Here is a 19,799-nt window from a genome sequence, read left to right on the forward strand (position 1 = left end):
GAACCACCACGATCGGTGATGGTGCCTATTTGAAACCGAGTGCGCTTCAAATCCGCAGAATGGGCGATACTATTCCTGCGATGGTCGGCCGTTCGGTCGGCACCGTCACCCGTTCCGTTGCCGAGGAGGCGCCGTCATGGCCAAGCGCGTCATTCAAGAACTGATCGACGACTTGGACGGCAAGCCGGCCGACGAGAGCGTGCAGTTCGGTCTCGACGGCGTGCAGTATGCGATCGACCTGTCGAAGAAGAACGCCGAGAAACTGCGCGCCGCGCTGAAGCCCTATGTTTCCGCCGGCGCGAAGGTCGGGCGCGGCACGGTCGCCGCGACCCGCTCCGGGTCCGGGCGGGGCCGGGGTGCCGCCCGCGGCGACCGCGACCAGAACCGGGCGATCCGGGAATGGGCGCAGGGCGCCGGCTACCAGGTCTCCGACCGTGGCCGGATCAAGCAGGAGATCGTCGACCAGTATCACGCCGCCGCCGGCCGCTGACCGGAAGCCACCGCCGCGCGCCTCCGCCGGGCGCGGCGTGGCACGGCGCACGAAAAAGCGGATCCAGTCGCCGACTGGATCCGCTTTTTTCGTCATTCACCCGGCCGGGCGACCGCCGGTGCCCGGGTCAATGGGCCGCGCCGGCCAGCGCGGCCGCTTCGAGGTCGTCGTCCGGGACCGGCGGGAGCGATCCGGGGCGGACGACCACGAGCAGGGTCACCGTCGCAACGAGCATGCCGCCGGCGATCACCACCGCCATCGCCATCGCGCCCGTGCCCAGGACGCCGACCAGCGGGGCCGCGACCGCGCCGACGCCGAACTGGACCGCACCGAGCAGTGCCGCCGCGGTGCCGGCCGCCTCACCGTGGCGGGACATGGCCAGGGCCGGGGCGTTGGGCAGGGCCAGGCCGGCCGCGGTCAGCAGCGCCCAGAGCGCCGCGAGCAGGGCGGGTAGCCCCCCGAGGTGGGTGGCGGCGAAGGTGACCAGGACCACGCCGGCGACCGTGCCGGCGATCAGGGCCGACATGAGGATGCGCTGCGGCGTGTACCGGCGAAGGAGCCGCACGTTGTACTGCGTGCCACCGATCAGTCCGACCGCACCGGCGCCGAAGGCCAGACCGAACTGGGCCTCGCTCAGGCCGTAGACCTCCTGCAGCACGAACGAGGAGCCGCCGACGTAGGCGAACAGCGCGGCCATGGCGAAGCCCGCCACGAGGACCAGGCCGACGAAGATCCGGTCGCGCAGGAGCGAGCCGTAGACGCCGAGGGTGGCGAGGACGCCACCGGAGCGGCGCCGGGCCGGCGGCAGCGTCTCGGGCAGCGCGAGCGCGGCGAGGATCGTGAGCAGCACCCCGAAGACGGCGAGGACGACGAAGACGCCGCGCCACTCGGTCCAGCGCAGCACCGCGCTGCCCAGCGTCGGCGCGAGGATGGGCGCGGCGCCCATGACCAGCATCAGCCGGGAGAACAGGCGGGCGAACGCGGAGCCGCTGAACAGGTCCCGCACGATCGCCAGGCCGACCACCGACGACGCGGCGACGCCGAGGCCCTGCAGGACCCGCAGCCCGCCGAGGACGGCCACGTCGGGCGCGAACACGCAGGCGACGGAGGCGAGGACGTGCAGGAGGAGCCCGGCGAGCAGCGGCCGGCGCCGGCCGACCGCGTCGGACCAGGGCCCGATCGCCAGCTGCCCGAGCGCGAGCCCGGCGAGGGTGCCGGTGAGGGTGAGCTGCACGGCCGTCGAGGAGGTGTGCAGGTCATCGGTGATGCTCGGCAGCGCCGGCAGGTACATGTCGATGGTCAGCGGGCCGATGGCGATGAGCGATCCGAGGACGAGCACCAGTCGCACGGGGTTTGCGGTCACATCCTGTGGTCAAGCTTCTGATCATCGAGAACATTCCCGTTCTGGCGGACGGTCACCTGAAGGACGTACAGGTGGGAGCCCTTCCCGACCAGAACCGACCGGGACGCCGTGGTCAAGGACCCGGGCGCCGCGGAGGCTCGCCAGGCAAGGTGTGATGAGCACCACGGTCCGGCCGCGCCGGTCGGGGCACCACGATCGCCGTACGTCTATGGTGACCCGCCGGGCTAAACGCTCAGTTCGGCCGGGCGGCCGCCGATCGGGCGGAGGTGAACCTCGCCGCCGTGCTGATCGTGCGTGACTCGGCCGCCATGCTGTCCCGGTGCCTGACGTCGCTGCGCGGGGTCGTCGACACGATCCACGTCCACGACACGGGCTCCAAGGACGACACCCCGGCGATGGCGGTCGACCTCGGCGCCGTCGTCAGCCACGGCACCTGGACCGGTGACTTCGCCGCCGCCCGCAACTCCGCACTCGCCGAGGCCGCGGCGGCCCGCGGCGCGCCGTGGGCACCCGCCGACTGGGTGCTCAGCATCGACGCCGACGACCGGGCCGTCGCCACGCCGGGCAAGCTGCGCGAGGTCCTCGCCGCCACGACCGCCGACGCGCTGCTGGTGGACATCGACAATGCTCACGACGAGCTGCCCTACACGTTCCGCACCGCGCGGCTCTTCCGCCCGGCGCGGCTGCGCTGGAAGGGGCGCGTCCATGAGCACCTGGTCCGGATCAAGGGCGGCGCCGCGCCGGACGTGTTCGTCGACCGCGGGCACGGCACCGGAGTCGGCACCGGGCACGGCACCGGCACCGTGCAGGGCATCGGGATCGTGGAGTGGCCGTCGGCGCCGCGCGAGGCGATCCGCCTGGAGCACCAGGGCTACGCCGACCCCGACGAGCGGCGCAGCAAGGCCGAGCGCAACGTCGAGCTCGCCCAGTCGATGCTCGACGCGATCGCCGACGGCTCGGGCGACCCGGCGCAGGCCGCCGACACGCTGCTGGACCTCGGGCGCAGCCTGGTCGGCGCGGGCCGCACCCAGGACGCCGTCGACGCGTTCGAGACGCTGCGGGAGATCGCGCCCGGGACCAGGCAGTGGATCCTCGGCACCGACGCCCTCGCCCGGCTGCTGCTCGGCGCCGGCATGGACGAGGCGGTCCTGGTGCTGACCGCGCAGCTGCGCGGCGCCGGGGTGGCCCGCGACTACTGCGACTGGCTCGACGCGCAGGCGCTCGCGCAGCTCGGCGAGGTCGCCGAGGCGTGGCGGCTGCTCCAGCCGGTGCAGCGGGTCGTCGACCCGGCCGGCCGGGTGTACCCGCCGGAGCACCTCGCCGAGCTCAAGCGCCTCCTCGACCGGTTGCACTCGATGCCGGCTTCGGCGGGCGGGGGATGAAGCCGCTGGTCCGCTCGACATAGTCGGCGTAGCCGGGCCGGGTCTGCCGCAGCTGCTCCTCCAGCATCGGCTTGCCGGTCTTGCCGGCCAGGAACCATGTCATCAGCAGCGGCGACAGCACCGTGAGCCAGCCCTGCCACTGCATGCAGGCCAGCGCGAACAGCCCCCACCAGACGCAGGCGTCCCCGAAATAGTTGGGATGCCGGGTGAACCGCCAGAGCCCGCTGGACAGGACCTTGCCGCGGTTGGCCGGGTCGCGCCGGAAGCGGGCCAGCTGCGCGTCGCCGACCGCCTCGAACGTGAAGCCGGTCAGCCACACCGCCACCCCGATCGCCGCCCACCAGGACAGCGGCGCGTCGTGGTGCTGCGCGACCTGCACCGGCAGCGACACGAACCACAGCGTGACACCCTGCAGCAGGTAGATCATGCGGAACGCGTACGCGGTGCGGCTGCCCTTCGCCTTCGCCAGCAGCCGCTCGTAGCGCGGGTCCTCGGGGGCGCCGACCGACCGGATCCCGATGTGCAGGGCGAGCCGCACGCCCCAGATCACGGTGAGGGCGGTGACGAGCCAGCGGGTCGCCGGGTCGCCGTGCCCGCCGGACAGGACCAGGCCGGTGACCGCGACGGCGGCGAAGCCGAGCCCCCAGGCGACGTCGACGACCCGGTGCCGGCCCGTCGCCGCGCCGATCGCGAACGCACCAGGACGACCGCGAACGCGGCGGCGAGGGTGCCCAGCAGCGACGCGAGCAGCGGGCTCACCGCGGGACCGCGCCGAGGCCGCTGTCGCCGTCAGGGGTGCGGCGCACCGCGAGGATCTGGTCGACGCCCATCCTGCCCTCCTCGAACGTGAGCGCACCGCCGACGAGATACAGCCGCCACACCCGGGCGACGGGCTCGCCGACGAGGCCGACGACGTCGTCCCAGCGCCGCTCCAGGGTGGCGAGCCACGCGTGGACGGTGCGCACGTAATGCTCCCGCATCGCGTGCACGTCGCGCACCTCCAGGCCGGCGTCCTCCAGCAGCGCGACCGTCTCACCGACGGGGCGCATGTGCATGTCGGGCGCCACGTAGGACTCGATGAACGCGCCGCCGCCGGGCGCGTGCCCGCGCCGGGACATCTGCTGGACCAGGAGCCGGCCGCGCGGAGCGAGCAGCCCGTGCAGCCCGGCGGCGAACGCCGGGTAGGCCTCGGCGCCGACGTGCTCGCCCATCTCCACCGTGGCGATCGCGTCGAACGGCCCGTCGGCGACGTCCCGGTAGTCCTGCAGCCGGATCTCGACACCGGTCAGGCCTTCCTCGGCGACGCGGCCGGTGACGAACGCGCGTTGCTGCTCGGACAGGGTGACGCCGACGACCTCGACGCCGTGGTGCCGGGCGGCGTGCAGGCTCAGCGACCCCCAGCCGCAGCCGACGTCGAGCATCCGCATGCCCGGTCGCAGGCCGAGCTTGCGGCAGATCAGCTCCAGCTTGTCGTGCTGGGCGTCGGCGAGGCCGTACCCGGGTCCGGCCGAGGTCCAGTACGCGCAGGAGTACGCCATGTGCTCGTCGAGGATGAGCTGGTAGAACGCGTTGGACAGGTCGTAGTGGTAGCTGATCGCGGCCCGGTCGCGCTCCCGGCTGTGGATCGTGCCGGCGAGCTTCGCCTGCGCGTCGGGGGCCTTCGGGCGCGGGCCGAGGACGCCGAGCCGCAGCGCGGCCCGGACCGCCCGCAGCCGGCTCACCTTCGCCACGCCGCCGGTGAGCCGGTGCGCGCGGGCGTTCCGCCACACCTGGCGCAGCCCCTCGGCGAGGTCGTGGCGTCGAAGCCGAGCGCGGCGACCTCGGCGGTGTGGGCCGCGAAGCGTTCCCGCCACAGCCGCAGGGTCGTCGCGTAGTGCGGCCCGAACGAGTGCCGGTCCAGCACCGCCAGGCGGGTGTGCCCGGCCAGGGCCTCGTCGATCGCGGTCTGTGAGGGCAGCAGCCCGCCGGGGAAGCCGTACGTCTGAATCCACGTGTACGTGTCCCGGGTCGCCAGCATCCGCGCGTGCGCCATCGTGATCGCCTGCAGCCCGATCCGGCCGCCGGGGGCCAGCACCTCGTCGAGGGTGGCGACGTAGTCCGGCCAGAGCCGCGCACCGATCGCCGCGTCGAACATGGCCGCCGAATAGGGTGACGTCCCGGCCCTGCCGCAGCACGTACGCCGCGGTGAGGCCGGACACTCCCGGCTCCGATGACAGCTACCGTTTTCACAGCCGTCATTCGGTGCCCGTCGCGGCCCGGATTGGTCACCCATCCGGTGACGGTCCGGCACCGAATGACCAGGGTGAGCGAACCTTGCCTGGTCACGACGGGTCCCGAGCACGGCGCGGCGGCGGTCGTGGTGCTGCTGCCCGGCGGCCGAGCCCGCAGCCTCGCCCGGTCCCCGCGGGGCCTGGCCTACCTGCGCATGGTGCCGTTCGGGTGGTCCGTCCGGCGGCGGTTCCCCGACGTCGCGGTCTGGCGGCTGCGGTACCGGTACCGCGGCTGGAACGAACCCCACCGGCATCCGGTCGCCGACGCGGGCTGGGCGCTGCGGGAGGCCGCCCGGCGGCAGCCCGGCAGCCCCGTCGTGCTCGTCGGTCACTCGATGGGCGGTCGCACCGCGCTGCGGCTCGCGTCGCGGGTCTCGGGGGTGTGCGCGCTCGCGCCGTGGATCGAGCCGAACGAGCCGATCGAGCCGGGTGACCCGTTCGGGGCCCCCGACGTGCCCGGGTCGGTCGTGCTCGCGCACGGCGCCGAGGACCGGATCACGGACCCGGCGATGTCCGCCCGGTACGCCGCGAGCACCGGTGCCGAGTTCACCCTCGTCGCGGGCGACGGTCACGCGATGCTGCGCCGGCCGGGGGTGTGGGACCGGATCGTCGCCGACCTCGTCGCCGGGGCGCGTCGATCCCGTCCAGGTGGGTATGGGGAGAAGCACGACGTCCTGTGATCATCGCGAAGGTTGGAGGTCCGTCATGCCGCAGCAGGCGTGGAGCGACAAGCGAGAACGGCAGTACGGACACATTAAACGGCAGCAGAAGGCGCAGGGCCGGTCCGAGGACGTCGCGGAGGAGATCGCGGCCCGCGTGGTGAACAAGGAGCGGGCGCGCGCCGGCGAGGCCCGCACGTCGAGCCGCACGTCGACCGGGGACATCTCCTCCGCGCGGCGCGGCGGGCTGCGCTCGCACTCCGGCCCGGGCGGTCGCACCCGCGACCAGCTCTATGAGGAGGCGAGGCGCAAAGGGGTCAAGGGCCGCTCGAAGATGACGAAGGCGCAGCTGGAGAGCGCGGTCAGCTGAGCGGGGCGTTACGGTGACGGGGTGCTCTCGCAATACGTGCGCCGCCCCGCGGGGCCGCTGGTGCGGCCGTTCGCCGGCTGGTACAGCGGCTACCGCGAGACCGGCGTCGCGCCCGCCGTGCACCGGGGCCTGCCGTCACCGTTCCTGACGCTCATCGTGACCCTCGACGACCCGTTGCGGGTCGCATCGCACCCCGACCCGGCGACGCCGCCCGGCGTCTACGACACGCTGCTCGGCGGGCTGCACACCACGCCGGCGACGATCGTGCACGACGGGCGGCAGTCCGGCATCCAGATCGCGCTGTCGCCGCTCGGCGCGCGGACCCTGCTCGGGCTGCCCGCCGGCGAGCTCGCCAACCTCGACGTCGCCGCCGGCGACGTGCTCGGCCCGTTCGTCGACGTGCTGCGCGACCGGGTCCGCTCCGCCGGCACGTGGCCCGAGCGCTTCCGGATCGTCGACGAGATGTTCGCCGCCCGTCTCGCGTCGCCGGTCCTGCCCGCGCCGGAGGTCGTGCACGCGTGGCGGATGCTGCGCACCGGCACGGTCAGCACCGCCGCCGTGGCCCGGGAGGTCGGGTGGAGCGGGCGGTACCTCAGCCGCCGCTTCAACGTCGAGATCGGCCTCTCCCCGAAGGCGGCGGCCAGGGTCGCGCGCTTCGACGTCGCGCGCCGCCGCCTGCAGGACGGCGCGGACTCCCTCGCGGCGCTCGCGGCCGGCTGCGGCTACTACGACCAGGCGCATCTCACACGCGAGTTCAGCGCGCTCGCGGGCTGCCCGCCGGCGCGGTGGCTCGCCGAGGAGCAGTTGCCACCGTTCCGAAACGTCCAAGACCCCGAGGTGCCCTGGTCGGCAGACTGGGACGCATGACTTCACCTTCGCCGCAGGTCTGGCCGACGCTCCGGGCCACCGACGCCCGTGCCCTGATCCGCTTCCTCGTCGACGCGTTCGGCTTCCGGGAGGTCGTCGTGCACGGCGACGGCGACCGGGTCGACCACGCCGAGCTCGCCTGGCCGCTCGGCGGCGGCATCATGCTCGGCAGCGTCCGCGACACGGACGGCGACACCTGGCCCATGCGCCCCGGCACGTTCGGCGCCTACGTGGTCACCGACGACCCCGACGGCCTCTACGCGCGGGCGGTCGCCGCCGGCGCCAAGGTGCACAAGGAGCTCGCCGACCAGGACTACGGCTCCCGCGACTTCATCGTCCACGACCCCGAGGGCAACCTGTGGTCGTTCGGCACCTACCGCGGCGAGCCCCGCTGACCCTCCGCATGCCACATGCCGCGCGGTGCTTCGCTGGTCCAGGAGGCGCCGCGCCGGCCTATGCGCTGCGGCGGCGGTCGGCGTTCATCGGCCACGGGGTGGCCGCGGACTGGGCGGCGACGTCCGCGTCGGTGACCAGGCCGTGCGGGTCGCCGGCCAGGGCGCTGTCCAGCGACCGGTAGGTCGGGATCGTCGACAGCGTCCCGCCTTCACGCAGCGTGTGGACGACCCCGGCGGTGGGCAGCGCCAGCACCAGGGATCCGCCCTGTTCAAGGGCGATACCCGCGGTGACGCGCAGCATCATGACGCCGGTGCAGTCGATGGCGGTGACCTTCGCGAGGTCGATGACGATCCTGGGCTCCGGGCGGAGCAGCAGCTGGGAGAGCGCGGTCTCCAGCTGCATCGCGCTGGCCGCGACCAGCGCGCCGTGACACGTCAGCACCGTCGCGGCAGCGAGTCGGTCCACTGCGAAGGTGAGAGCTGCCATGCTGCGACGATACGGTCCGCCGTGACGGTCCGTGAACCTCTGTCCAGGTGGAGGGACCATCCGACCGGCCGGTGGCCGGACAGCCGGTCGTCGCAACGGGTGATCCGACAAGCGGGCGGCGACTGGTCGCGCGGGTGTTCATGGAGGAACCCGGGTGGGTACGCAACCAGGAGCCCCCGCGATACGTCTGGCCTCCACGAAAGGTGCTTTTCAGGTGCAACTGGACTCTCGGCCCGCGGTTGTCGACTGCGCGCTGTATGTCGGCGGGGTCCGCCAACCGGACGACCTGCCGCTCGGCGCGCTGTACGAACGGGCCCGGGAGCGACCGGACGCATTCGTCTGGATCGGGCTGCACGAACCGGATCCGGAGCAGTTCGCCGACGTCGAGAAGGTGTTCGGGCTGCATCCCCTGGCCGTCGAGGACGCGCTGAACCCGTCGCCGCAGCGGCCGAAGGTCGAGCGGTACGAGGACGTGACGTTCTTCGTGGTGCGGACCGCCCGGTACCTGCCGCACGCGGAGCTGACCGAGACCAGCGAGGTCATCGACACCGGCTCGGTCAGGGTGTTCCTCGGTGGCCACTTCGTGGTCACGGTCCGTCACGGCGAGGCGAGTGAGCTGCGCGCCGCCCGGCAGGACCTGGAGGCCAACCCGGCGCACCTCGCGGCCGGGCCGTGGGCGGTGCTGCACGCCATCCTGGACCGGATCGTCGACGCGTATCTGGCCATCGTCACCGCGTTCGACACCGACGTGCAGGAACTGGAAAAGGCCGTGTTCCGCCGGAACAGCGGCATCAGCATCGAGCACGTCTACCAGCTGAAGCGGGAGCTGATGGAGTTCCGCACCGCGGCGGTGCCGTTGCAGCGGCCGCTGCTGACGCTGCTGGACAAGCAGACGTTCGCCCTCGCCAAGGAGATCCGGCGGTACTTCCGCGACGTCAACGACCACGAGACCAGGGTCGTGGAGCAGGTCGTCAACCACGACGACATCCTCAACTCGATCCTGCAGGCCCGGCTGGCGCAGGTCACCATCGACCAGAACGACGACATGCGCAAGATCGCGTCGTGGGCGGCGCTCGCCGCGCTGCAGACCGCCATCGCGGGCGTCTACGGCATGAACTTCGTCTTCATGCCGGAGCTGCACTGGCGGTACGGCTACTTCTACGCCCTGGCGCTGATGCTGGGCAGCGGCCTGCTGCTGCACCGGGCGCTGCGGCGCAACGGCTGGCTGTGAGGCTTACGCCGCGAGGCCCAGGCTCCGGATGTGGCGGGCCTCGCGGGCGGCCCGCGTGAGCGCCTGCACGGTCTTCGGCCCGGCGACGCCGTCGATGGCGAGCCCGGCGCGGGACTGGAAGCGGCACAGCGTGAGCGGCACGTCCGACAGCGGGGAGCGCGGCCGCAACAGGCCGATCTCCGTCAGCAGGACCCGCACCTCGCGCGGGTCGGCGGGCGGGGCGGCGGCGTCGGGTGCGCTGACGGCGCCGGCGAGCGCGGCGCCGACGGCCTGCAAAGTACGGCGAACGGTCATGGCCCAAGTGTGGTGCGCCCGGCTGTGCGCCGCGTCAGGGCTTTCCTGCCAGCCGACCCTGAGTTCCCCCTGACCCGCTCCTACGCTCCGGGAATGAGCACGCTCCTACGCTCCAGGGATGAGCACGCCGAAGCCCGTGCGGGCGAGGCGCAGCAGGACCTGTCCCGGTGCCGTGAGCGTGGCGAGCTTCGCCGCTGAGGCGTCCTCGAGGTGCCGGACGCCGCTCTGGTACTCCTGAGGTCCGCGGCGGCGCGCGGCGTCCAGGACGGCCGTGTTGCGCCACACCTTCGCCCTCGCCTCGGTCAGCAGCCGCCGGGTCGCGGCCCGGCTCGCCGGCGCGAGCGCCCGGTCCAGCAGGCCCGGCCGGGCGGCGGTGCGGCCTTCGGCCTCCTCGGCGCCGACCCTCGCCAGCAGGACCGTGTCGATGTGGGTGTGGTCGCGTTCGCGGGCGGCGCGCACGGCGGGGTCGTCGAACTCCGCCTCGCTGATCACCGCGATCAGCGACTGCGGCAGGTCGTAGTTGATGTGCGCGTTCATGCCGAGCAGCACGTGCCGCAGCGGCGGCAGCCCCGGCCGGTCCCGCGCGGTGTCGAACGCGATCCGCCACGGCCGCGGCACCGTTCCCCCGGTCCCGTCCGCCTCGAACGCTTCCAGATAGAACTCGGCGAACGCGACGTCCCACCGGTTCAGCCACGCGGCGTCCAGGAACCCGCCCCGCTCGATCTCGGCCGCGACGGCATGCGTGGTGCGCAGGTACGTCCCGTGGAAGTGCCGCCGGGCGTCGTCGGGCGCGAGCCTGTCCAGGCCGTCCTCCATGCGCCGGATGACCGCGGCTACGGCGTCGTCCACGCCCCGCAGTGTGCGGCAGACCGTGTGACGCCGACAACCCCGGTCCCGTCTTTTCCTAGTCAAACGGTAGGTGTTGTGGGTATAGTGCCGCCACACAAGTCCGTCAATGAGGAGCGTCATCGATGCGTCGGCTCTCGGTCGTCCTGACCGGTGTCATGGTTCTGCTGGGCACCACCCTGGCCGCGGGGTGTGCCGCCGACAAGGAGCCGGCCGCCGCGAAGCCCGGCGCGGCCGAGGAGCCGTTGAAGGTCGGCTACCAGCGCTTCGGCGGGCTCAGCCTGGTCAAGGCGCGCAAGGCCGAGGCCGCCGGCACCACCTGGTCGCTGTTCGAGAGCGGTCCGGCGCTCACCGAGGGCATCAAGGCCGGCGCCATCGACATCGGCCAGGTCGGTGAGGCCCCGCCGATCTTCGCGGCCGCCGGCAAGATCGACTTCAGGATCATCGGCACCTCCAAGCCGGTGCCGAAGGGCGAAGCCGTCCTCGTCAAGGCGGCCAAGGGGTACAACTCCTTCAAGGACCTCAAGGGCAAGAAGGTCGCACTCAACAAGGGGTCGAACGTCAACTGGCTGCTCGTGCGCCTCCTCGAGGCGAACGGCATGACCATCAAGGACATCGACGTTCAGTACCTCAAGCCCGCGGACGCCCGGCCCGCCTTCGACAACGACCAGGTCGACGCGTGGATCATCTGGGACCCCTACTTCTCGCTCGCCGAGACCCCCGGCGTGAAGGTGCTCGTCGACGCGACCGGCCTGGCCAACAACCGCGAGTACATCCTCGTGTCGCCGCAGGCGCTGAAGTCGAAGCCCGGCAAGATCCGCGAGTTCCTGAAGACGTACCGCGAGGTCACCGACTGGGGCATCGGCAACCCGGAGGAGCGCGTCAAGATCCTCGCGCCGGAGCTGAACATCCCCGAGGACGTCGCCCGCCGCGCCCTGGACCGCAGCGCCCAGCCCCTGGCCCCGATCGACGGCGCGATCGGCGACGAGCTGCAGCAGATCGCCGACGGGTTCACCGAGCTCCAGCTGATCCCCGGCAAGGTCGACATCAAGGGCCGCATCGACGATCAGTTCTCGGACATTCTGCGATGACGACGCTCCTGGACCGGCGGGCCGCGGTGGCGGGCGTTGCCCCCCGCCGCCGGCCCGCCGCCCGGCGCTGGCTGCGGGCGGTGACGCCGCTCGCCCTGCTCGCCGCGTGGGAGGGCGGCGTCCGGGGCGGGCTGCTCGACCCTGACAAGCTGCCCGCGCCGAGCACGGTCCTCGCCACCGGATGGCGGCTGGCGCTGGAGGGCACGCTCGGCCAATACCTGCTCGACTCCGTCCAGCGGGCCGTCCTCGGGCTGCTCATCGGCGGGCTGCTGGGCCTCGCGCTCGGCACGCTCGCCGGGCTGGCCCGGCTCGGCGACGACCTGGTCGACCCGACGGTGCAGATGGCCCGGATGCTGCCGCACCTGGGCCTGGTGCCGCTGCTCATCATCTGGGTCGGCATCGGCGAGTCCCTGAAGGTGACCCTCGTGGCGCTCGGCGCGTTCTTCCCGATCTACCTCAACACGTACGCCGGCATCCGCAACATCGACGAGCGCCTCGTGGAAGCGGCCCGCACCTGCGGCCTCACCGCGCTCGAACGGGTCCGGCACGTCGTCGTGCCCGGGGCGCTGCCGTCGCTGTTCCTCGGCGTGCGGCTCGCGTTCGCCGCCGGCTGGCTCAGCCTCGTCGTCGGCGAGCAGGTCAACGGGCAGGGCGGCCTCGGCTTCATGATGATGGAGGCCCGCGAGTTCAGCCAGACCGACGTCGTCGTGCTCGGCCTCGTCACCTACGCGCTGCTCGGCCTTCTCTCGGACCTGCTGCTGCGACTCGGCGAGAGGAGGCTGCTGGCATGGCGGCACGGACTGCGGGCCCGGTGAACGCCGCCGGGGTCCGGCGCGCGTTCGGCCCCACCGTCGTCCTGGACGGCGTCGACCTGACCATCGCGCCCGGCGAGGTCGTGGCGCTGCTCGGCGGTAGCGGATCCGGCAAGAGCACGCTGCTGCGGATCCTCGCCGGGCTGGACGGCGAGGCGACCGGCGACGTCCGGACCGCCGGCACGACGGCGGTCGTGTTCCAGGAGCACCGGTTGCTGCCGTGGAAGCGGGTCGCGGCCAATGTCGCCCTCGGCGTGCGCGGTGCTGACCTGCGCTCACGCGTCGACGCCGCCTTGGACGAGGTCGGTCTCGCCGACCGCCGGGACGCCTGGCCCGCGGAGCTGTCCGGAGGGCAGGCGCAGCGCGTCGCGTTCGCCCGGGCGCTGGTACGGGAACCGGACCTCCTCCTGCTCGACGAGCCCTTCGGTGCGCTGGACGCGCTGACCAGGCTGCGGATGCAGGGTCTCTTCGGGCGGCTGCGCGCCACGCACGGCTTCGCGGCGCTGTTCGTCACGCACGACGTCGATGAGGCACTGCTGCTCGCGGACAGGGTGCTGGTGCTGGACGCCGGCCGGATCGCCGAGGACCGGCCGGTGACGCTGCCACGGCCGCGGGCGGTGGACGCGCCCGGGTTCGGCGCCGCCCGCCGGGAACTGCTCGCGCTGCTTTTCGCGTGAGCGATGAGTCCGGCCGCCGCGCTTCGTCAGTACGGGAAAGTCCCTACCTCCGGAAGGACGTTCCCTCTTGAACAAGATCATTTTCATGATGTCGGTGTCACTGGACGGCTACTTCGAGACCAGTTCGCGGAGCCTCGAATGGCAGGACATCTCCGACGAGCTGCACACCCACTTCAACGAGGAGATCGCCGCCTCCGGCGGGATGCTCAACGGCCGCGTGTCCTACGAGCTGATGTCCGGCTTCTGGCCCTACGCCGACGAGGACCCGGCGGCGCCGAAGGTCGTCGCGGACTACGCCCGCATCTGGCGCGACGTGCCGAAGGTCGTCTACTCCCGCACCCTGCGGTCGGCGGAGTGGAACAGCACGATCGTCCGCGAGGTCGTGCCCGCCGAGGTGGCGGCGCTCAGGTCGGCGGCCGCCGGCGACCTGTTCGTCGGCGGACCGGACCTGCTCACGACGTTCCAGTCGCACGGCCTGGTGGACGAGTACCGCCTCTACGTGCACCCGGCGGTCCTGGGTGCGGGCCATCCGCTCTTCCGCCCCGGCACGTCGCTGCGGCTGCGGCTGCTCGAGTCGCGTCCGTTCGCCAACGGGGTGGTGCTGCTGCGGTACGCGGCCGCTACGTGACGGTCCGAGTGTCGTAGTGGCTGCGACGAACTGGACGCCGCCGCTGCGGTGGCATGCCGGACGCCGCCGCTGCGGTGGCATGCCGGACGTCGCGGTTACGGTGGCATGCCGGAGGTCGCGGTTGCGGTGGCATGCCGGACGTCGCGGTTGCGGCTGGACGCCACGGTGCTGTGCCACGACGCGACGGCCCGGAAGCTGCTGGCCGCGATGCGTGCCTAGCGTTCCTCGGCGGCCAGGACGAGACGGCGCAGCAGCTCGGCGAGGGTCTGCCGTTCGTCCGCGGTGAGCGCCTCCAGCAGCGCCGCCTCGCCGTGGTCCTCGCGACCCGCCTGCTGCTCGAACGCGGCGCTGCCGACCTCCGTCAGCCGTACGTGCACCCGCCGCCGATCCTCCGCGTCGCCCGTCCGGTCGATGAGCCCCGCCTCCTGCATCGGCGCGAGGCGTGCGGACAGCGCGCCCCTGGTCAGCCCGAGCGTGTCGGCGAGTTCGGACGGGCTCGCGGCGTACGGCGGACCCAGCCTCCGCAGCTTCATCAGAATCTTGTACTGCCAATGCGGCAGCCCATCGGCGGCCAACGTGTCACGGCGCAGCTGCGAAGTATGCCGGGCCAGGATGCTGAGCCGCATGAAGATCGCCTCTTTCACCGGGTCGAGCCACGGCAGCTCGCGTTCCCAGATGCCGATGTGCTGCTCGACGTCGTCCTTGATCGCAGCTCCCTCGAAAAGTAGTTTTCTTGAGGATAGTTTTTGTGATTACTACTGTCGCCATCATGACCGAGATCGCAGTTCCCCGGCGAGCCCTCGCCTCCGCCGCCCGCGCCCTCGCCCACGCCGGCCGGTGGCAGGACGCGACGGCCCTGCTCGACGCGGCGCCGGCCGAAGACCCGTTGCTGGCTCTGACTTTCGCGCAGGTGGCCGTCGATGCTGACTGGTTCGCCGGTACGGCCAGCGCCCCCGACCGCCTCGCCAACGCCACCCGGCTCGCCCCTTCCCTCGATGACGCCGGGCGGTGGGATCTCACGTTCACCGGCCTGCGCCACGAATACCGGGCCATGCTCTCCCAGCGCGGACCGGCCGCCGCTCTGCTGCGCCGCGCCGCCGACCTGGCGCTGACGGCGCCGGACGAGGTCCGCCGCGGCTGGGCGGAGATGTACCAGGGCCTGATCTCCGACAACCTCCTCGACTCGCCGACCACCGCGCCGCCGCACTACGAGGCGGCGCTCCAGGCCGGCGCCGCCGACCCGCTCCTCGCCCGCGAGGCGCTGCGCCACCTGGGCGGCCACGACCACGACAACGGCGACGACGAGGCAGCCCTCGTCCGCTGGCGCCGCGCCACCGAACTCGGCGCCGCCGCCGGCAACGTCCCGGGCACGCTGTCGCAGCAGCTTCTCCTCGCCGTCCTCGCCCGAGCCGCCGGCAACGAAGCCGGGGCCGTCGCCCTTGCCGCCGAGATCGCCCGCTGGGCAGACGCGATCGGCGCGGCGGACCTCACCGCCCAGGCAACCGCCTTCCTCAACGGCACCGACCCCACCGCCCCACCTCAATCCACGCCGCCGCCACCAGCGACGATGACCGACGGTGCGACGAACGGAGAGGTTTTGCCTGAGCGCGCAACTGCTGAACCGGCCCCCACGACGCCCGCTGCGGAGAGCTCCACGTCGTCAGGGCGTGCTTCGACCGTGGCCGGCGCGGGGGGCTTCATCGCGTCAGGGCGTGCGGCGAGTCCGGTCGTTGCGGAGGGCTCCTCTCCGTCAGGGCGTGCTGCGACTGCGCGCGGCGCGGAGGGCTTCACCGCGGCAGGGCGTGCCGCGACAGGCGCCGGGACGCAGCGGACCGCTGCGCCGGACGTCGCCGCCACCACTGTGCCGGCCGCGCATACGAACGTGCGTGCCACGAAGCCGGCCGAGGTCGTGGCGGTGCCGGTCGTGTCGTTCATGACCGCGCCGCTGGCGACCACGCCGCGGCAATGACCGGCACCTCGCAAGCCGTGAGCTGCCGGTGCGCGACGACTGTGGCGGCGGCGGACGGCCCGTTGCGGCCACCGCTGACCCCGTCACCGAACGGCCCCGGATTCGATGACAATCAGGTCGGCGGCGCAGGGTCGTAAACCAGCGGCAGAAGACAATCAGAAGTCATAGACCGTCACAGGCACGTCCCGATCGCAGAGTGCCGACACGACCAGCGGCTCGACCTTGTCCCACCGGCCACCGGCCAGGCCGCAGCCGATCCTCGGCATGTGCACCGAAGCGCCCAGGTCCAGCGCCCGGTCGCCGACCGTCGTCAGCGCCCGCCCGATCGCCTCATAGCGGACCGGCGGGCCGGAACTGCCCGTCTTGATGCCGTGCTGCCCGACCATGTTGGCCACGAACACCGACGGCTGGACCTCCACGACCCGGACGGCGCCGAGGGCGAAGTCGTTGCCGACGCGCTCCCTGTGCCATCTGCGATAGTCCCGCTCGGGCTCTGGCCAGCGCCGGGACACGGCGAGGACGAACCCCGCGCCCCAGTGCCCCTGGTCGTTGCAGACATGGGCGATGATCTTCGTGCCGCTCGCCTGAGGGCTGGTCGCGTCGCCTTTGATGATCCGCAGTGGTGTCATGCCCGAGAGCATGCCAGCGGGGTACGACAGAATTCCTGTCTGACCAGGTCCGTGACGTAGGTTCTCTGGATGGCGGAGCGGGTGGAGATCTGGACCGACGGCGCGTGCAGCGGCAACCCCGGACCCGGCGGCTGGGGAGCGCTGCTGCGGTACGGGGCGGTGGAGAAGGAACTGTGCGGCGGCGAGGCCACGCCGACGACGAACAACCGGATGGAGCTGACGGCGCCGATCCGCGCGCTTGACGCGTTGACCCGTGCCTCAGTCGTCGACCTGCACACCGACAGCACGTATGTCCGCAACGGCATCATGTCGTGGGTCGCGAAGTGGAAGCGCAACGGCTGGCGGACCACCGACGGCCAGCCCGTGAAGAACGAGGACCTGTGGCGTGAGCTCGACACCGCCGTGGGCCGGCACGAGGTCACCTGGCACTGGGTGAAGGGCCACGCCGGGCACGTGGAGAATGAGCGCGCCGACCGGCTCGCGGCCCGCGGTCAGCGCGAGGCCTTGGAAGCGGCCGGCGTGGCGGTGCCTGTCGCTCCCGCGCGCGGGGCCCGGCCCGTACGGGCCGCGTCCACCGCGACGGGTCGTGCCGTCTCCACCGGGACGGGTCATGCCGCGTCCACCGCGGTGGGTCGTGATGCGCCCGCAGCGACGGGTGGGGTCCTCTGCCGGGCGCGGACGAAGTCCGGCAAAGCGTGCCCGATCGCGGCTCGGCCGTCTGGGCTGTGTCACGTCCACGACCCGGCCGTGCTCTGCGGCGCGCCGACCAAGCGGGGCACGCCCTGCGGTGTGGCGACCGGCGGAGGACGCTGCGCGACCCACGCCTAGGGTCTTTCTCCCCCACGCGGGGAGTGCCGCCGGGGAGATCACGCCACGGCGGGCGACCATCAGGCTTCGCCCATGACCTTCGGCCGTCTCGCCAGCCGCGTCCTCTGCTGACCGCTCGTCGTGCTCCTGCTCGCGGTTGTCGTCGGGTGCACCGGCGGTGCCGCCTGTCCCGCCGCCCGCTTCCATCGACGACGTGCCGGTGCTGGCGGCGGTGGCGGTCCTCGCCGGGGCCGCCGGGCTGCGTTCGCGCCTGGTCTCGGCCTGTCCCGCCGGATCGGCGCGGCAGCCCTGGCCGTGCTCGCCACGGTGGCGTCCTCGACGTTGCTCGTCCGCTGGTCGACTGTGGAGCGTGCGACTTCGTGCCGCGGGGGAGTGTGACTTCGTGCCGCGGGGGAGTGCGGAGCGGTCCACGCCGTCGCGCCTCGGTGACATTCCGGCGGGCGGCCACGGGCTGCGCCTCAACCGGCCCGCGGTAGCCGAGTTCGCCACCCGCGACCCTCGCCCAACTCCCGGAGCCGAACGGTGCCCGCCCTACGCGACTCGCCGCGCCCCCTTGTGGCCCGGGGCGGGCGTGGCCGCGCCGGTCGGGCGGGAGCCGGCGTGCCGGTTTGGCGCCGTCTGGGCGTGGGGTCAGGGAGACTCGTCGTCGGCTGCGCGCCGCTGGAGGTCTGCGACACGCTGCACGCGCTCGCCGACGGGAAGCTCGTCGGTGGGAAGCTCGCCGTGGCGCACCTCGTCACCGGATGTGTCGGGCTCGACGGCGTCGCGGACGCGTTCACCGTGGTCGAGGAGCCTGAGGTTCACGCGAGGATCCTCATCGCACCAGAGGAGCCAGGACGTCGACGCGGTTGGTCCAGATCCCGCCGGTCCAGCCGTCCGGCAGCTCGGCGACGTCGGCGGCGGTGTCGAACCCGGCGGACCAGTCGCCCTCGCCGCGGACCAGGACCACCCGCGTGTCGACCGACCGCATCCGGGCCACGAACAGGTGCGGCCAGCCCCACAGCCATCGGCCGTAGCGGGCCGGCAGCGGCAGCTCACGGTGCCGGCAGCTGTCCGGCACGTGCCCGGTCCAGGCGACGCCGGCATAGTCGAGCAGGCATTCCTTGATGATCGCCCGCGATCCGGCGCGGACCTGCGGGAGCCGCCGCACGACGGCCTCGACGGCCGCGTCGCCGCCGGTCACCGTGACGCCCGCGAGCCGGTCCGCGGGCAGCGTCGCGAGGAAGCCGGCGAGCGCCTCGCCGTCGGCCGCGTCGTCGCGCTTCAGGTCGAGCTTGAACGCCCGGCCGGGCAGCGCGGCGAACACCTCCGGCACCGTCGGCAGCAGCCCCACCCCGGTGCCGCGCAGCGGATGGGTGCCGCCGCCGTCCGAGGTGTACCCATAGCCGACGTCGAGCCGCCGCAGCTCCTCGACGGTGTGCTCGGCGACGGTGCCGGTGCCGTCGGTGCGGCAGTCGAGGGTCGCGTCGTGGAACACGGCGAGCTGCCCGTCGCGGGTCAGCTGCACGTCGATCTCCGCTTGGTCCGCGCCCGCGTCGAACGCGGCGCGCAGCGACGGCACCGTGTTCTCCAGCAGTGGCACCTGCGGCGGGTGGATGATCTTCGCCGTGCACGTGTCGGCGGCGACCCCGGCTAGGTCGAACGTCTGCCCGATCCCGCGGTGCGCGAGCAGGAACGGCCGCTGGTCGCGCGCGGGCCCGGCGAGGACCGAACTGTTGCGCACCCAGAGGCCCGCGACGACGACGGACAGCACCGCCAGGGTGACGGCGATGCGGCGGCGCCAGCGGCGCGGGACGGTCAGCACCGTCACAGCCTCGCGCAGCCCGCCGCCGGCGGTAACGGTCAAAAGTACGTGGCCCGACCCGGTCCTTGGTGCTACCCGTGCAGGTCCCGGGCCAGCAGCGCGGCCTGCGTGCGGCTGGTCACGTCCAGCTTCGCCAGCACGCTGCTGACGTGCGCCTTGACGGTCCGCTCGGCGAGCGTGAGCGCCCCGGCGATCTCCCGGTTGCCGAGACCCTGCCCGAGCAGGTCCAGGACCTCCCGCTCGCGTGGCGTGAGCGCGCTCAGGTCCGCGGTCGCGGGCGCCACCCGCCGCGGCCACAGCAGCTCGGCCGCGGAAGCGCTCAACGGGCGCACCCCGGCGTGCGCGCCCCGGACCGCCGCCGCGAGCTCGGCTCCGGTGGCGTCCTTGAGCACGAACCCGTCTGCGCCGGCGGTCAGCGCCCGCTGGATGTCGGCGGCGCTGCCGACCGTCGTCAGCATCAGCACCCGCACCTCGGGCTGCCGGTCGCGCAGCCGCAGCATCGTCGCGACCCCGTCGGCGCCCGGCAGATACAGGTCGAGCAGGATGAGGTCGGCGGCGACCGGGTCGCGCAGCAGCGCGGCGCCGTCGGCGAACCCGGCGACCACCTCGATGTCCGGCTCCGCGCCGAGGATCAGGGCGAGCCCCTCGCGGACGAGCGCCTGGTCGTCGACGATGGCAAGCCGGATCACCCGGCCGATGATATGTCA

General features: G+C 72.9%; 24 protein-coding genes and 1 pseudogene. 13 read left to right on the forward strand and 12 right to left on the reverse strand.

The window, feature by feature from the left end; genetic code table 11:
- The first annotated feature begins 136 nt into the window (after positions 1-136).
- Complete coding sequence (locus tag ABZS58_RS36600; RefSeq protein WP_354787899.1) at positions 137-490, forward strand: Lsr2 family protein; 354 nt, start codon at positions 137-139, stop codon at positions 488-490.
- Positions 491-617: 127 nt separating this feature from the next.
- Here ABZS58_RS36600 and ABZS58_RS36605 read toward each other — a convergent pair whose 3' ends face one another.
- Positions 618-1,781 carry a multidrug effflux MFS transporter gene (locus ABZS58_RS36605; protein WP_354787983.1) on the reverse strand — a complete coding sequence of 388 codons (1,164 nt, stop codon included), beginning with the start codon at positions 1,779-1,781 and terminating at the stop codon, positions 618-620.
- A gap of 353 nt (positions 1,782-2,134) precedes the next feature.
- On the opposite strand from ABZS58_RS36605, the gene ABZS58_RS36610 reads away from it, so the two are divergent.
- Entirely contained in the window at positions 2,135-3,235 is a 1,101-nt protein-coding gene (locus ABZS58_RS36610) for a glycosyltransferase (RefSeq protein ID WP_354787900.1), read from the forward strand.
- Here the strand turns inward: ABZS58_RS36610 and ABZS58_RS36615 are convergent.
- The 3 genes from ABZS58_RS36615 to ABZS58_RS36625 are packed head-to-tail and all read right to left on the reverse strand — an operon-like array spanning position 3,180 to position 5,369.
- Entirely contained in the window at positions 3,180-4,091 is a 912-nt protein-coding gene (locus ABZS58_RS36615) for a DUF1295 domain-containing protein (RefSeq protein ID WP_354787902.1), read from the reverse strand. The two genes, ABZS58_RS36610 and ABZS58_RS36615, sit on opposite strands and share 56 nt — an antisense overlap.
- Complete coding sequence (locus ABZS58_RS36620; RefSeq protein ID WP_354787903.1) at positions 3,991-5,004, reverse strand: cyclopropane-fatty-acyl-phospholipid synthase family protein; 1,014 nt, start codon at positions 5,002-5,004, stop codon at positions 3,991-3,993. The genes ABZS58_RS36615 and ABZS58_RS36620 overlap by 101 nt, the downstream gene beginning before the upstream one ends.
- Positions 4,953-5,369 carry a class I SAM-dependent methyltransferase gene (locus ABZS58_RS36625; protein ID WP_354787905.1) on the reverse strand — a complete coding sequence of 139 codons (417 nt, stop codon included), beginning with the start codon at positions 5,367-5,369 and terminating at the stop codon, positions 4,953-4,955. Before ABZS58_RS36625 ends, ABZS58_RS36620 begins: the two co-directional genes overlap by 52 nt.
- Positions 5,370-5,537: 168 nt before the next feature.
- Between ABZS58_RS36625 and ABZS58_RS36630 the strand changes: the two genes are divergently transcribed.
- Genes ABZS58_RS36630 through ABZS58_RS36645 form a run of 4 tightly spaced genes read left to right on the forward strand, consistent with a single transcriptional unit; the run spans position 5,538 to position 7,796 of the window.
- Positions 5,538-6,185 carry an alpha/beta fold hydrolase gene (locus tag ABZS58_RS36630; protein ID WP_354787906.1) on the forward strand — a complete coding sequence of 216 codons (648 nt, stop codon included), beginning with the start codon at positions 5,538-5,540 and terminating at the stop codon, positions 6,183-6,185.
- A gap of 25 nt (positions 6,186-6,210) precedes the next feature.
- Positions 6,211-6,534, forward strand: coding sequence for a plasmid stabilization protein (locus ABZS58_RS36635; protein WP_354787908.1), 324 nt, complete (start codon positions 6,211-6,213; stop codon positions 6,532-6,534).
- Positions 6,535-6,555: 21 nt separating this feature from the next.
- A complete protein-coding gene (locus ABZS58_RS36640) occupies positions 6,556-7,401 on the forward strand; it encodes an AraC family transcriptional regulator (RefSeq protein ID WP_354787910.1) in 846 nt (281 codons plus the stop codon).
- The gene (locus ABZS58_RS36645; protein ID WP_354787912.1) at positions 7,398-7,796 is read left to right on the forward strand and encodes a VOC family protein; all 399 of its coding nucleotides are present in this window, start codon (positions 7,398-7,400) and stop codon (positions 7,794-7,796) included. The genes ABZS58_RS36640 and ABZS58_RS36645 overlap by 4 nt, the downstream gene beginning before the upstream one ends.
- A 58-nt stretch (positions 7,797-7,854) precedes the next feature.
- On the opposite strand, the gene ABZS58_RS36650 is transcribed toward ABZS58_RS36645, so the two are convergent.
- Entirely contained in the window at positions 7,855-8,283 is a 429-nt protein-coding gene (locus ABZS58_RS36650; RefSeq protein WP_354787914.1) for an STAS domain-containing protein, read from the reverse strand.
- A 214-nt stretch (positions 8,284-8,497) separates the two neighbouring features.
- On the opposite strand from ABZS58_RS36650, the gene corA reads away from it, so the two are divergent.
- Positions 8,498-9,514 (forward strand): magnesium/cobalt transporter CorA, encoded by a 1,017-nt coding sequence (corA, locus tag ABZS58_RS36655; protein ID WP_354787916.1) that lies wholly within the window; start codon positions 8,498-8,500, stop codon positions 9,512-9,514.
- A gap of 3 nt (positions 9,515-9,517) precedes the next feature.
- On the opposite strand, the gene ABZS58_RS36660 is transcribed toward corA, so the two are convergent.
- Together ABZS58_RS36660 and ABZS58_RS36665 are read right to left on the reverse strand one after the other, a co-directional pair.
- Positions 9,518-9,808 carry a peptidoglycan-binding domain-containing protein gene (locus ABZS58_RS36660; RefSeq protein WP_354787917.1) on the reverse strand — a complete coding sequence of 97 codons (291 nt, stop codon included), beginning with the start codon at positions 9,806-9,808 and terminating at the stop codon, positions 9,518-9,520.
- A gap of 105 nt (positions 9,809-9,913) precedes the next feature.
- Positions 9,914-10,657: a DUF5995 family protein gene (locus ABZS58_RS36665; RefSeq protein ID WP_354787918.1), complete on the reverse strand. Its 744-nt coding sequence runs from the start codon at positions 10,655-10,657 to the stop codon at positions 9,914-9,916.
- A gap of 122 nt (positions 10,658-10,779) precedes the next feature.
- Here ABZS58_RS36665 and ABZS58_RS36670 point away from each other — a divergent pair, with 122 nt between their 5' ends.
- The 4 genes from ABZS58_RS36670 to ABZS58_RS36685 all read left to right on the forward strand — a co-directional run bounded on the left by ABZS58_RS36670 (position 10,780) and on the right by ABZS58_RS36685 (position 13,862).
- Positions 10,780-11,745: an aliphatic sulfonate ABC transporter substrate-binding protein gene (locus tag ABZS58_RS36670; RefSeq protein WP_354787919.1), complete on the forward strand. Its 966-nt coding sequence runs from the start codon at positions 10,780-10,782 to the stop codon at positions 11,743-11,745.
- Positions 11,742-12,560 (forward strand): ABC transporter permease, encoded by an 819-nt coding sequence (locus tag ABZS58_RS36675; protein WP_354787920.1) that lies wholly within the window; start codon positions 11,742-11,744, stop codon positions 12,558-12,560. The genes ABZS58_RS36670 and ABZS58_RS36675 overlap by 4 nt, the downstream gene beginning before the upstream one ends.
- The gene (locus ABZS58_RS36680; protein WP_354787921.1) at positions 12,533-13,234 is read left to right on the forward strand and encodes an ABC transporter ATP-binding protein; all 702 of its coding nucleotides are present in this window, start codon (positions 12,533-12,535) and stop codon (positions 13,232-13,234) included. The genes ABZS58_RS36675 and ABZS58_RS36680 overlap by 28 nt, the downstream gene beginning before the upstream one ends.
- Before the next feature lie 67 nt (positions 13,235-13,301).
- Positions 13,302-13,862 carry a dihydrofolate reductase family protein gene (locus ABZS58_RS36685; RefSeq protein ID WP_354787922.1) on the forward strand — a complete coding sequence of 187 codons (561 nt, stop codon included), beginning with the start codon at positions 13,302-13,304 and terminating at the stop codon, positions 13,860-13,862.
- A gap of 215 nt (positions 13,863-14,077) precedes the next feature.
- Here ABZS58_RS36685 and ABZS58_RS36690 read toward each other — a convergent pair whose 3' ends face one another.
- Entirely contained in the window at positions 14,078-14,488 is a 411-nt protein-coding gene (locus tag ABZS58_RS36690) for a MarR family transcriptional regulator (RefSeq protein ID WP_354787924.1), read from the reverse strand.
- Positions 14,489-14,631: 143 nt separating this feature from the next.
- Between ABZS58_RS36690 and ABZS58_RS36695 the strand changes: the two genes are divergently transcribed.
- Positions 14,632-15,831, forward strand: coding sequence for a hypothetical protein (locus ABZS58_RS36695; RefSeq protein WP_354787926.1), 1,200 nt, complete (start codon positions 14,632-14,634; stop codon positions 15,829-15,831).
- 155 nt (positions 15,832-15,986) lie between these two features.
- Here ABZS58_RS36695 and ABZS58_RS36700 read toward each other — a convergent pair whose 3' ends face one another.
- Complete coding sequence (locus ABZS58_RS36700) at positions 15,987-16,460, reverse strand: macro domain-containing protein (protein WP_354787927.1); 474 nt, start codon at positions 16,458-16,460, stop codon at positions 15,987-15,989.
- Between the two features lie 69 nt (positions 16,461-16,529).
- Between ABZS58_RS36700 and rnhA the strand changes: the two are divergent.
- Positions 16,530-16,964, forward strand: a pseudogene (gene rnhA, locus ABZS58_RS36705) (ribonuclease HI); the annotation flags it as partial.
- 954 nt (positions 16,965-17,918) lie between these two features.
- Here the strand turns inward: rnhA and ABZS58_RS36710 are convergent.
- The 3 genes from ABZS58_RS36710 to ABZS58_RS36720 form a co-directional block, all read right to left on the reverse strand.
- Complete coding sequence (locus tag ABZS58_RS36710) at positions 17,919-18,092, reverse strand: hypothetical protein (RefSeq protein WP_354787928.1); 174 nt, start codon at positions 18,090-18,092, stop codon at positions 17,919-17,921.
- 10 nt (positions 18,093-18,102) lie between these two features.
- Positions 18,103-19,092: a glycerophosphodiester phosphodiesterase family protein gene (locus ABZS58_RS36715; RefSeq protein WP_354787929.1), complete on the reverse strand. Its 990-nt coding sequence runs from the start codon at positions 19,090-19,092 to the stop codon at positions 18,103-18,105.
- 71 nt (positions 19,093-19,163) lie between these two features.
- Positions 19,164-19,781: a response regulator transcription factor gene (locus tag ABZS58_RS36720; RefSeq protein ID WP_354787930.1), complete on the reverse strand. Its 618-nt coding sequence runs from the start codon at positions 19,779-19,781 to the stop codon at positions 19,164-19,166.
- Between the last annotated feature and the right edge of the window lie 18 nt (positions 19,782-19,799).

Origin of the sequence: Dactylosporangium sp. NPDC005555, assembly GCF_040605635.1 — a bacterium.
GTDB lineage: Bacteria > Actinomycetota > Actinomycetes > Mycobacteriales > Micromonosporaceae > Dactylosporangium.

Excerpts from the sequence above, each read along its gene's own strand:
- ABZS58_RS36670 (WP_354787919.1), top strand. The coding sequence starts at position 10,780 with ATGCGTCGGCTCTCGGTCGTCCTGACCGGTGTCATGGTTCTGCTGGGC.
- ABZS58_RS36650 (WP_354787914.1), bottom strand. The coding sequence starts at position 8,283 with ATGGCAGCTCTCACCTTCGCAGTGGACCGACTCGCTGCCGCGACGGTG.
- ABZS58_RS36645 (WP_354787912.1), top strand. The coding sequence starts at position 7,398 with ATGACTTCACCTTCGCCGCAGGTCTGGCCGACGCTCCGGGCCACCGAC.
- ABZS58_RS36695 (WP_354787926.1), top strand. The coding sequence starts at position 14,632 with ATGACCGAGATCGCAGTTCCCCGGCGAGCCCTCGCCTCCGCCGCCCGC.
- ABZS58_RS36600 (WP_354787899.1), top strand. The coding sequence starts at position 137 with ATGGCCAAGCGCGTCATTCAAGAACTGATCGACGACTTGGACGGCAAG.
- ABZS58_RS36680 (WP_354787921.1), top strand. The coding sequence starts at position 12,533 with ATGGCGGCACGGACTGCGGGCCCGGTGAACGCCGCCGGGGTCCGGCGC.
- ABZS58_RS36660 (WP_354787917.1), bottom strand. The coding sequence starts at position 9,808 with ATGACCGTTCGCCGTACTTTGCAGGCCGTCGGCGCCGCGCTCGCCGGC.
- ABZS58_RS36605 (WP_354787983.1), bottom strand. The coding sequence starts at position 1,781 with ATGTACCTGCCGGCGCTGCCGAGCATCACCGATGACCTGCACACCTCC.
- ABZS58_RS36690 (WP_354787924.1), bottom strand. The coding sequence starts at position 14,488 with ATGCGGCTCAGCATCCTGGCCCGGCATACTTCGCAGCTGCGCCGTGAC.
- ABZS58_RS36625 (WP_354787905.1), bottom strand. The coding sequence starts at position 5,369 with ATGTTCGACGCGGCGATCGGTGCGCGGCTCTGGCCGGACTACGTCGCC.
- ABZS58_RS36635 (WP_354787908.1), top strand. The coding sequence starts at position 6,211 with ATGCCGCAGCAGGCGTGGAGCGACAAGCGAGAACGGCAGTACGGACAC.
- ABZS58_RS36700 (WP_354787927.1), bottom strand. The coding sequence starts at position 16,460 with ATGACACCACTGCGGATCATCAAAGGCGACGCGACCAGCCCTCAGGCG.
- ABZS58_RS36675 (WP_354787920.1), top strand. The coding sequence starts at position 11,742 with ATGACGACGCTCCTGGACCGGCGGGCCGCGGTGGCGGGCGTTGCCCCC.